This window comes from Parabacteroides sp., assembly GCF_977054455.1.
On the sequence record NZ_CDRTCT010000043.1, the window covers coordinates 20,047 to 30,092 of the forward strand.

At 50.5% G+C, this 10,046-nt stretch carries 5 protein-coding genes; all 5 read right to left on the minus strand.

Annotated elements, in window-relative coordinates:
- Positions 1 to 93: 93 nt before the first annotated feature.
- A complete protein-coding gene (locus tag ACW6QF_RS17545; RefSeq protein WP_456088743.1) occupies positions 94 to 3,366 on the minus strand; it encodes an efflux RND transporter permease subunit in 3,273 nt (1,090 codons plus the stop codon).
- Between the two features lie 168 nt (positions 3,367 to 3,534).
- Entirely contained in the window at positions 3,535 to 5,022 is a 1,488-nt protein-coding gene (locus ACW6QF_RS17550; RefSeq protein WP_374044526.1) for a TolC family protein, read from the minus strand.
- A 19-nt stretch (positions 5,023 to 5,041) separates the two neighbouring features.
- Complete coding sequence (locus ACW6QF_RS17555) at positions 5,042 to 8,161, minus strand: efflux RND transporter permease subunit (protein ID WP_456088744.1); 3,120 nt, start codon at positions 8,159 to 8,161, stop codon at positions 5,042 to 5,044.
- A 61-nt stretch (positions 8,162 to 8,222) separates the two neighbouring features.
- Positions 8,223 to 9,287 (minus strand): efflux RND transporter periplasmic adaptor subunit, encoded by a 1,065-nt coding sequence (locus ACW6QF_RS17560; protein WP_456088745.1) that lies wholly within the window; start codon positions 9,285 to 9,287, stop codon positions 8,223 to 8,225.
- Between the two features lie 68 nt (positions 9,288 to 9,355).
- Positions 9,356 to 10,046, minus strand: a 691-nt coding sequence (locus ACW6QF_RS17565) for a tetratricopeptide repeat protein (protein ID WP_456088746.1), incomplete at its 5' end; no start/stop codon positions are given.

A 10,046-nucleotide genomic window follows, 5' to 3' on the forward strand; every position in this document is an offset into this window, starting at 1 on the left:
TCGAACAAAACTGCAAAAATAGATTTAGCTTTAATTCCGTGATGAGGTTATAAGTGACATTTTGTTGACAATGTGTAAAAAATAGTCAACACATCATCGTTTGTGACTTTTTTTTAAGGTGAAGAGTGGAAGGTAGAGGAAGATTCCCAAGATGGACATGGCGAGTCCGCCGATAGTGCCGGCTGCCAGAGGGAACCAAAACGCTTCCTTATCCGGGCCTAACATGAACGGAATAAAGCCCAGGATAGTCGAAACGACGGTTAGGAAAATAGGCGTGATCTTCGCATTCCAAGCTTTCAGATACGCTTTGTAGGGCGACATCAACGGTTTGCGTTGCCGGATTTGGTTATATTCATTCAAGATATAGATGCTTGCGTTAACGGTTATACCGCACAGCAGGACGAAAGAGGCGAATCCTCCCTGGTCGAAATTCAGTTTGAACCAATAGAACGTGAGGAATACACCAATGTAGGAGATCGGTATCACGAAGATAACGGCCAACGGCTGTTTCAACGAATTGAACAGGATACTGGTGGTAAAGAAGATAATGACGATGATCAGCAATAACAAAAGGTATTGTTTGTTGTCCTTTTTGTCCCAGTACCAATAAGCGCTATCCGACTTGGCTGTATAGCCCATCGGCAGTATGGCATTGATTTCCTTCAGGTCTTGTTCTTGTATCTTGTTCCCCTGGTTGGATGCGCCGATATACTCGTATTGCAGGCAGAGGCGGTATTGCTGGTTTACCTTGCAGACCTTCTGCGGCATCTGTCCTTTTTCGACGCTGGCGAGCTCTGCCAGCTTGTAAGGCTTGCCGTCGATAGTCTGTGGAACATACTGCATGCTCCATACATCGTATTCCTGCGACTGGCGGGAGGAGAGTTTCAGCTTCTCCGTCTCTTCGTTCACGACGATCGTTCCGGTATAGATGTCCTTCCCGAAAACGGGATTGATGGAGGCGAACAGCTCGATCGGCTGTATGTCCTCCTGTGCCAGCCGGGCTTTGTTGAGATTGAAGTAGAACTCCTGGTAGTCGTCTTTCCACCACGAGAACTCCGAATTGATCAGCACCTCCTTGATGCGGCGGTGGGTGAGCAGCTTGGCTTTCAGCTGTTCGGCCCATTCGTACAGCTCATCGTAGTTGTACCCATACATCACGATACGGAAAGAACCGGCTCCTTCGCGCACATCGTTGCTGAATCCCTGGTCCTGCAAACCGTAGACCTGCCAGCTTCCTCCCCCCAGTTCGAGCGCCTTGCTGATGATTTTGCTTTTCAGGGTGTACGGGAACCCGCTCCGTTCGCTCTCTTTCGTGAAGTAGATGCGGATTCCGGCCTGGCGTGCACTGAAGACGTTGGTCTGGAACTGCCGTATCTCTTTAAATGTGCTGAGATAGGCTTCCATCCGGCTCATCAGGGTATTCATCTGTGACAAGGTCGTCCCGTTCGGGAGCGATGCGCTGACGGACAGAACGGTCTCTTCGTTGCGGGTGAAGTAACTTCCTTCATATACTTTTTGGACGAACAGGCGTAGGGTTCCGCCCAGCGCCTTATCGACGATGGGTTTGATCTTCTCCTTGTACGTCTCGTTGGAGGCGAATTCATTATATGTATCGATCAGCAGGGAGTCTGTTGCCGTGTAGACCTTCTTTTTGTCTTTCGTGTCGTATTCGATTTTTTCCGGTAACAGGAAAACCGGGATGCCGAATGCTAACAGTAAAATGAAACATGCCAATTTCTTCCATCCGCAAAGGAAATCGATCTGCCATTGATAGTACCGGTTGTAGTAGACGGGGAAACGTTTGAGAAAACGGTTCGTCCCTTTCCTGATCCGGCTTCTCCATGTATGTCGCATCTCTTCTCCGGATCTTTTCTTTTTCCCGTTTTTCTTCCATTCCAGATTCATCTTATCGATCAGGGCGGGAACCAACCAAAGCGCGATCGACAGGGAAACTCCTAAATTGATGATGACGACAGCCGCGAAATCTTGCAGGTTGAGGCGTATCTTCTCATCTAAGAAAAAGATGATGACCAGCGCACCCATTGTTGTCAGGGTGGCTGCCAGTATGGACAGGATTGCCTTGCGGTTATGCCGGTTCCGGATATGCTCCGTCATGACGATCGTGTTGTCGATCACGAGACTGAGCGAGATCGTGACGCCGGCCAGCGAATAAAGTTGCATTTCCAGCCCTAACAGGTAGTAAAGGATGACAGCAATACAGAGGTTGATCGAAAGGCTGATGACGATCAGTAGCAGGTATTTTAGTTCCCGCGTGATCAGCAAGACGAAAATCAGCAGGATCAGGACGGTAAGTCCCGTGCGGATATAAATCTTGTTCAACTCGTCTTGAATGAATTCGGTCGCGTCGTAGCTGGTGTGTATTTCATAGCCGGGCGGGAGCAAAGTGCGGATATGTTCCATTTCGGCTTTTACCCGTTTGGCAAGTTCCAGCTGGTTCGCCGTCTCCTCGGCGCGGATGGACAGGTAGATGGAATTCAGTCCGTTGATGCGGTAATAGCTCTGCGGAGCCTCTTCCTGGCGGGTGACTTTTAGCAGTTGGTCCAGGCGGATCAGCTTGCCGTCTTTGTTCAGGACGGTTATGAGAGTGGGATTGAATCCGTCTTTTTCATTTTCCGGAACCAAGGCGAGACGTATCCACTGGCTGTTTTGTCCTCCTTTGCGCGAAGTCGCCAACTGGGTTTCCACATTCCCGGTCCCTAAGAATTCTTTTTGATAATATTGGCTGATCGCTTTCTGTATATCCGTGATGCTGATACCTAACGTAACCAGTTGGCGGCTGTCATATTCCAGCCGCCATTCCATCGGGGTGGCGCCGCTGACATCGATGCGGTAGATGCCGGGAATCCCGCTGAGGCGAGGCTTTATCTGGTCTTCGGCAAAGCGTTGTATGAATATGGGAGTGGCTGCCGCATTCAGCGTGTAGCTCATGAAAGGCCGTACCTCCTTATCGTCCGGCCGGCTCATTTCCAGTACCGGATAGCTCAGTCCGTCGGGCAGGCTGGGCCATGTCTGGCGGATGATGGTAGACGCTTCGAAACGGGCGGCGTCGATATTGGTGTGTTTGTCCAGTTCGAGCGTGACATATCCCCAACCGTTGCCGGAAGTGGAGTTGATCTCCTTGATCCCCTTGATGCGTGCCAGCATCGCTTCGAGGCGCGAGGTCACCTCCATCTCTATCACGCGTGCCGAGTTGCCCGGCATGTTATAGCTGATGGTCAGCTGCGGCAACGTGCGCGACGGCGACAGCTTGATCGGCAGCAGCGGTATAAAGGCAATCCCCGCCAGCGCCACGCAAAGGAAGGTGACGATGATGGTGAAAGAGGATATTTTAGGAGATGCACTCATTATTCATTCTTTTTATAATCTGTTTCGATGGTTTGAAGTCGCAATACCTGTCGTTACCGAGGCTTAACGCCTCCCGTTACCACTCGGTAATGATTGCCGTTACCGTTCGGTAACGACTGTCGCTGCCGAGGCGTAAGGATGTGCGTTACCGAAGTGTAACGACTGCCGTTACAAACCATTTTTATAATCGAACTCGTTCGAAAGGGAAACTCCCGTTTCGAAGTCATGCAACGTCAGTTTGCGGATCTTATAATAGCTCAGCCAGTAGTTCTGCAAAGCCGAAATATAGTTCCGCTGCGCCTCCTGCTGGCGGTTCAGCGAAAGGGTGAGGCTGTTGATGTCCGCCTTTCCGATCATGAAACGCTGTTTGGTCTCGCTGTAGGCTGTTTCCGCCAGGTCTACCGCTTCTTCGGCGCTCCCGATCAGGGCCTGCTGGATATTGAAGTCGCCGACTGTCATGATCACGTCTTCTTCGACCGTCAACTCTTTCTGTTTGGCGGATGTTTCCGTGACAAGCAGGTTGTTTTTGGCGATATTATGCTTTCCTTTTCGTACGCCCCAGTCCACCAGCGGGATCGAAACGGACAAGGAGACGATTTCCTGCTGTTGCAGATTCTTGTAGGCATCCTGTATATTCTTGGCCACCTGGTTGAACCCGACACTGGCGTTGATCTGCGCGTTGAACATCGCTTCTTTCTTGGTCTTGTCTACCTGCTGTTGGGCTTCCAGTATTTGCTGGCGCAGGTCCAGGAAGGTCGGGTTGTTCTCGCGTGCCAATGCGAGTGCTTTGTCGACCGAGATTTCCATATCGCGCGGGCGGCTCGGAAGGCGCAGGCGTATTTCCGTGTTCTTGTCGAAGTTCAGGTAAGAGGCGAGGCTGAACATGGCGCGTTTCAGGGCGATTTCCGCATTCTTCAACGTGTTGCGTGCGTTCACGGCATCCAATTTCAGTGTCAGCAAGTCGGCTTGGCTGATGGAGGCGATCTTGTGCCGTTCCTGCCCTGTCCGGTATAGCGTGTCGGTCGTGGCGACATTTTCCTTGGCCAGGTCGTATTCCACCTGTGCCATTGCCAGGGCGAAGAAATAGGTCGTTGCCTGCTCGCTCATCTGCTCTACATTATATAATAGCTCTTTTTTGACTTTCTCGTATTTCAACGGTTCGATTTTCCGTTCCCATTTGAAGGCGTTATATCCCAACAGGTCTTGCTGGTAGCCGAGGCGGATGGGGACGGAAGAGAACTGGTTATAGGTCTCGTCACCGAAATAGCGCATATAATCCAGATCCGTATCCAGATAGAACGTACCGCCCAAGAGGTCGAAATTCTGTTCGACCTCCAATTGTCCGCCGGCGTAGAACCGTTGTTGCTTTCTATAAACATCGATGTCCTTGTCCGAGTCATACCGTTGGGTGAAATATCGCTGGTATTGTGCCGGCGTCAGATTCAGGGTCAGGCTCGGCAGACGGCCGGCCTTGTAGGTCCGGAACTCCCAGTATCCGGCCAGGTACATGTTCTTGTACCGGAAAGCGTCCAATGAACTGTCCGCCGCCAGCGTGATCGTCCGTTCCAGCGTCAGCGTGAGCTGTGCCTTTCCCCCGAACGCGCATGCAAGCATCAACAACGTGATGATATATCTATAAATGAATTTCTTGTCCATAATTTCCAATTTACAATTTTCAACTTTCAATTTTCAAATGCCCGACGTCATGTTTGCGATAAATGAACCAGTATACCAGCGGTATGACGAAAAGGCTGACTGCCGTACCGATCAGCATGGCCGAGATCATGGCGATGGAGAGCGGCTTTTGCAGTTCGCTTCCCATATCGAATGTGAAAAGCAGCGGAACCATTCCGAATATTGTCGTTAATGATGTCATGATGATAGGGCGCAGGCGACGCCGTCCGGCCTCGTGTATGGCTTCCATAAGCGGGACTCCCTCTTTGCGGAGTTCGTTGATGGCATCCAGTTTCAGGATGGAGTCGTTGATGATGATACCGCAGGTGACGACGATACCGATGGCGCTCATCAGGTTCATGGTGTGGCCGCATATCCAGAGCACCAGCAAGGAGGCTGCCACGTCGATCGGGATTTCAAGCAGCACGATGAGCGGCTGCAGGAAACTTTCGAACTGGGCTGCCAGGATGAAATACATCAGCAGGATCGAAATGAACAAAATCACGACCAGCTCGTTCAACATCTGCCGGTTGGAGAAGAAGCTGCCTGAAAAATCAATGTCCCAGTCGGCATCGACCTCTTTTTTCACATCTTCCATCAACTGTCCGGCATTGTCTACATCATAGAAACTGAACGGAATGTATTCTCCGTTCTTTCCAGCCGTGATCGTTTTCAGGTCCTCTCCCGGAGTGACACGCACCAGCGATTGCAGCGGGATGTATCGTACGTTGCCTTCCGTATCGGGAACTGTGTTCACCAATGTTTTCTGCAAGACTTCGTTTACCGTTTGTTCCTCTCCGGCCAATGCGATCGGCAGATATTGCTGGTAGGAACGGAGCGTCGCTACCTCGTTCTCCTTGAATGCCGTTTTCAGCAACCGGTACACTTCGCTGTAATCAACGTTATACAGCAGGAGTTTCTGCCTGTCTATCGTGATGTTCAACTGGTTGTCGAAGGTGATACCGACAGGTGTCCGGCCTGTTTTAGCTTCTATTTGCTGCTCTATCTTATGCAGGACGGAGGCTTCCGGCGCTTCGGATTTATTGCGGGTGTACAGTTCGGCGACAATGTCGGCTTCACCCGTCACAAACAGCTTTTCGAATACCGTTTCGGGAGGCGAGAAGGAGATCACGGCCATCGGATAATGGACCCTGATCCATTCTTCGACCGATTTTTGCAAAGGAGCGATTTCGGCCGGTTTCTCCGTCTTGAAATACAGTTCGCTTTCGGAAACAGACATCTCACGGTCCCGGTTCAACAGGAATTGCTGCTGGCCGACGTAGGCCGTGTGCTCTTGCACCTGATTGTCGACGGAGGCGAATAGCTGGCTGACACGGCTCCGGTTTTCGTCAATATGGATGTTTTCGTTCCATTCGAGATGGGCGATCAGTTCGTTCTGGTCGATCTCCGGCATACGGCTTTTGGGGATTTCGTAAAACAGGACGGCACAAAGCGGGATCGTGATGATTGTGCAAATTAGAGTCGATTTCTTGTGGCGGAAGATGAAATCGACTCCGGCATCATAGAAACGGTCCAGTGTATGTTCTTTCACCAGATTGTTGATCTGCATATTGAACCCCTTGTGTTTGATGTCCGGAATGCTGTATACCAGTTTGTAGAGTACCGGCAGCAGCATGATTCCCGTGAAATAGGAAACCATCAGTCCGACGGTGACGGCAAAGGCCTGGTCGAAGAAGATCGCTCCTGCTATTCCGCTCATGAACACAAGCGGGACGAACACGGCAATCGTCGTAAAGGTGGAACTCAGCATCGGGGTGATTACCTCGGTCGTCCCTTTGTTGCAAGCCTCTTCCAGCGAATCCCCGCGTGCCCTGTATTGGGTGATGTTTTCCGTTACGATGATCGAACTGTCGATCATCATACCCAAAGCCAAGATCAGCCCGGAGATAGAGATGATATTCAGTGACATCTTGCAGAGATAGAAAAACAAGAAGCTGATGATCAGGCTCACCACCATACTTAACCCGATGACAGCCGGGCTCTTGATATCTCCTAAGAAAAGGATGGCCACGATACAGATGAAAAGGAATCCCAACGACAGGTTCTGTTTCAGGTTCGAGATGGTATAATCCAGCAATTCCGTCTGGTTGCGGCTGATGCTGAAATCGATGTCCGGGTAGACGGAAGCGAAATAATCGGTGACCTCCTGCAACGCTTCTTTCATGTTATCCATATTTTCATCCGCCTGCTTGATTACGGCCAGCGTCACCGCCCGTTTCCCGTTGGAAAGGGAGGCGCCGGTCTCTTTCTCCGGTACGACGGAGATGCGTGCCAGGTCTTTCAGTTGGAAGATATGGTTGTTTTTCCGGATATAGATATTCTCGACGTCTTCCGGTGTGCGCAACAGTGTCGAGAACTTGATGTTGTATTCGTAGTAACCGTCGCGTACGGTCATGCTGCCCGGTTCGATATTGTTGGATGTCAACGCCGCCTCCAGATCATCGAGCGTGATCTCCGACATTTTCAGCAGTTTCATGTCCGGGACGATCTGTAACTGTCTTTTCAGTACTCCCGTCACATCTACCATCGCCACTTCGGGCAGTTGTTCGATCCGGCGTTTGATCACTGTTTCGGCAAACTGGCAAAGGTCGAGGAAAGCGTCGTTTTCCAATTGATAATTGTTTGAATCTCTTAAATTGTCAATTGTCAATTGCCCATTATCCATTGTTTTCAGGGTGAGGTTCAGGCAGAACACCGGAATGTCGGTCGCACTGGCCTTGATTACCCGCGGACGCTCTACTTCGCGCGGCAGATAGTTCATGGCTGCGTCTATCTTCTCGTTGACCTCGATGAAAGCCAGGTCCGTATTTGTCCCGAAATCGAAGTTGAGGCGTATGATGGCAGCCCCGTCACGCGTCTCGCTATGGATGTCGCGCAGGCTGGCGACTTGCATCAGTTGCTGGCGGATGGTTTTTACTACCGTGTTCTCCAGTTCGCGTGCCGAAGTATTCTGGCCGGACACCTGTACGGTGATCTCCGGGATTGCAATATCAGGCAGCAACGACACCGGAATGGTGAAGTAGGTAACCAGTCCCACGATAAAGCAAGCCGTAAAAGCCATCAATACCGCGATAGGGCGTTGTAGTAGAAACTTTATCATGTATTAGAACTATGATTTATGATTTATAAATTATGATTTATGAATTGTCAATTGTCCATTGTCAATTGTCAATTACCTTGACCGGCGCTTCGTGAGCCAGATTGATATTGCCGCTTGTAATCACGATATCCCCTTCTTTCAGTCCGTCGACGATCGTGTAGCTGTCTGCATTTTCCAGACCCGTATGTACATAGTTCCAGTATGCTTTATCTTCCGTTAATGTGAATACGACCTGCTTGCCGGAACGGAGTACGACGGCGCTTTTGGGAACGACCAACTGTTTACCCAGCGAGCGGTGGATGCTCACGCGTACATTCATCCCTTCGAACAACTTGCCTTTATCGTTTACGGCAGCTTTCACCTGTACCATCCCGTCTTTGTCCACCAGCGGGTTTATTTCGGATATACGGCCTTCAGCCATGACATCGGACAAGGCAAAGGGGGCTACCTCTACACGGTCGCCCGTTTTGATAAGCGGAAGTTCGCTTTCCAGAACCGTGAAAGCGGCTTCCAGCGTACGGGTATCGATGATGGAGCAGAAAACATCGGAGGTAGAAGCCGTGTTGAACTGTTTGGCGAACAGGTTTGCGACGACACCGTCGAAAGGAGCGGTCAGGACTGCGTTGCGTTGTTCGTATTCGGCAAGCTGCCAGGAGATCAGCGCCTGGTCATATCCGCTTTTTACCTTGACCAACTGCATGGTTGCGGGCGGTACTTTCGTGGAATCTTCCAGTTTGTAGCCCTGTCCGATCAGTACGTCCTGCAATTCTAATTTGGCGCGTTCGAGTGCATCTTTGGCCTGTGCCGTCTTGTTGGCAAGGCGGAAGGTGGAGAGCTCCGCGAGTTTTTGCCCTTTCGTCACGCGATCGCCGTTCTTCACATAGATCTTGGCGATCGGTTCTGCCGACTCGAATTTCAGGTCGACAAAGTTCCGGGCAGACAGTTTGCCGTTACTGATCAGTTCGTGGTTGAAATCAGTAGTATTCAGCGTTATCACCGTCACCTCGTTTGTCTCGTCCGGCAGAACGGTTTCTACGCTTTCCTCTGAACCTTTCTCTTGCTTTTCACCGGAACAAGCCATCATCCCGGCCAGAAACAGTATAGCAAACAATTTGTAGTATTTCATATTTTATTGTTTTTATCAAAGTTGTTTCGCAAATATACAAACATATTTTAGTTACGAGCCTTTCGTAATTACTTTTTTTCTAATATCTTTTTTATTTCCGCTTTCATTTCCCGGATTGCGGTGCTTTCGACCTTCGGCTCTTTGGACAGCACAGACTGCGCTGCGGCTTGAAATTTATCTGCTTGGTCGAATTTTGGCTCTGCGTATAGCTTTGCTAACAGATAATATGGATACAATCTCTCCGGCAGTATCCCGATAGCCTGAATCAGTTCCCTCTCCGCCTCCCGGTAGTCGCCGACCGCCTGCCGGTTCTTGGCGATCATGTACCGGATCATCGGGTCTCCGCTCAGCCGCTTCGCCCGTTCCAATACCCGTATCGCCTCCGTGTATTGCCCCGTCTTGCTGAGGCATTGCGCCTCTTCAAACAAAAATTCCGGTTTATGCTTCAACTTGTCATGCAGGTCGTGATAATCTTCCGCAACCGATTCATACGCCTTGTTGTTATAGATCATCTGCATCCGTCCCCATCGTTTATAAACCTCATATTGCCCTTTCTGCAAGATGAACAGGCAGACGGATGCAAGCGACAACAGGCTTATCATCGTAATATGGCGCACCGGTGATACGGATAGGGTGGATGATCGTGCCTGCGTCCCATCTTCCGTCACGCATATCGCCCCCAAAAACACCAGCGCCACCCAAAACGACGGCAACTGCAACGGATAGGACGACACCGCGAACACGGCTAACGCCAACACA